Here is a 1,465-nt window from a genome sequence, read left to right on the forward strand (position 1 = left end):
CTCACCCCGCCCGCCGCCTGGGAGCGCCTGCGCCCCCGCCTCACCGACCTGGGCGCCCCCGGCCCCGACCCCGCCTACGGCCACGGCTTCCTGAGCGTGCCCACCGCCCTCGGCCTGAGCCTCCCCCCCGGCCCCCTCTCGGGCCTCCTGCAAGGGCCGAGCCCCCGCCGCCTCGCCGCCGACGCCGACGGGCGCTTCACCACCTACGTCCTGGCCGGGAGCTACACCCTGGGCGTGTGCCGCGACGACACCCGCAACGACCTCTGCGACGCCGACGAGCCCCGCGGGCAGCACGCCGTGCAGGTGCCCGCCCAGCCCAGCTTCGACGTGGGCCCCCTCACCGGCCCCTGACCGCCCCCTCTGCGCCCGCCCGCCGCTGAGGGCGTCCGGCTGTGCGGGGCAGCCGTGGGAACCGCCCGGTGCCCCATCCCCGAAGCCTGGGGCAGCATCCCCGAGGTCATCTGCCGCGCCCCCAAAGCGTGGGGCACCATCCCCCGGGTCTGGGGACGTATCCCCAAAGCCTGGGGATGCTCCCCCAAGGCCGGGGGATGGACCCCCAAGGCTTGTTGCCGCATCCCCAAAGCCTGGGGATGCATCCCCCGAGGCTGGGGCGGCATCCCCCAGGCGTGCACACCCACCCCTTGACAAGGCGGGGGCACCTGCATAATTTGGAACTGCGACAATAAGCTATCCCGGAGGAAGCTATGGCGAAGAACCCAGGACGCGTTATCGAACGGATGGAACAGGTGCTCAACGGCTGGGAGGCCACCGACCCCGGGCGGGTGATCGCGGGGGTGAGCCTCGAGGAGTACCGCGCCGACGTGGAGGCCGTGCGGCAGGCCCAGGCGCTCGTCGAGCGCAAGCGCACCGAGTGGGACAACGCCCAGACCGACCGCGACAAGCTCATCGAGGCCAAGCTCGAGCGCATGCAGCGGGTGGTCAACGGCGTCATCGGCGACCCCGAGCTCGGCCCCGACTCCAAGATGTACGAGGCCATGGGCTACGTCCGCAAGAGCGCCCGCAAGTCGGGCCTGACCCGCAAGAACAAAGACGCGGCCCCGCCCACGGAAGGCCCCAAGCTCCAGGCCCACAGCGCCTAACCCGCGCAAGCCCCGGCAGGGGAGGCCCCGCGCCTCCCCCGCTTCACTTGGCGGGGCGGCCTCGAGCCCGTACAATACGCAGTGTTTTACGCCGGGGTGGCGGAACGGTAGACGCTACGGACTTAAAATCCGTTGCCCGCAAGGGCGTGTGGGTTCGAGTCCCACCCTCGGCACCAGCACGAAACAGGAAAGCTGACCGCTGAAGAGGGTCGAGAGGCCTGGGGAGATGGTTACCCCAGGCCTACCTCCCGTTACAAGCACACCCGGGGCCTACGTTACAGGTTTTGTTCTTGGCAATGCAGGTATCCCCGCAGGCCTTACCGTCGCGACATATTTTGCAGCAACTCCCACCGCCACCTCTCCCC

1 protein-coding gene, 1 tRNA gene and 1 pseudogene are annotated in these 1,465 nt (G+C 70.4%); all 3 read left to right on the forward strand.

The features are described from left to right. Window positions 1-351, forward strand: a pseudogene (locus MEICH_RS0110100) (S8 family serine peptidase); the annotation flags it as partial. 353 nt (window positions 352-704) lie between these two features. Beyond that, window positions 705-1,100 carry a hypothetical protein gene (locus MEICH_RS0110105; RefSeq protein WP_157202704.1) on the forward strand — a complete coding sequence of 132 codons (396 nt, stop codon included), beginning with the start codon at window positions 705-707 and terminating at the stop codon, window positions 1,098-1,100. Window positions 1,101-1,190: 90 nt separating this feature from the next. Beyond that, window positions 1,191-1,276 (forward strand) — tRNA-Leu (locus tag MEICH_RS0110110). Window positions 1,277-1,465: the final 189 nt, after the last annotated feature.

It is taken from the genome of Calidithermus chliarophilus DSM 9957, from assembly GCF_000430045.1.
In the GTDB taxonomy this organism is placed as follows: Bacteria; Deinococcota; Deinococci; order Deinococcales; family Thermaceae; genus Calidithermus; species Calidithermus chliarophilus.

Excerpts from the sequence above, each read along its gene's own strand:
- MEICH_RS0110105 (WP_157202704.1), top strand. The coding sequence starts at position 705 with ATGGCGAAGAACCCAGGACGCGTTATCGAACGGATGGAACAGGTGCTC.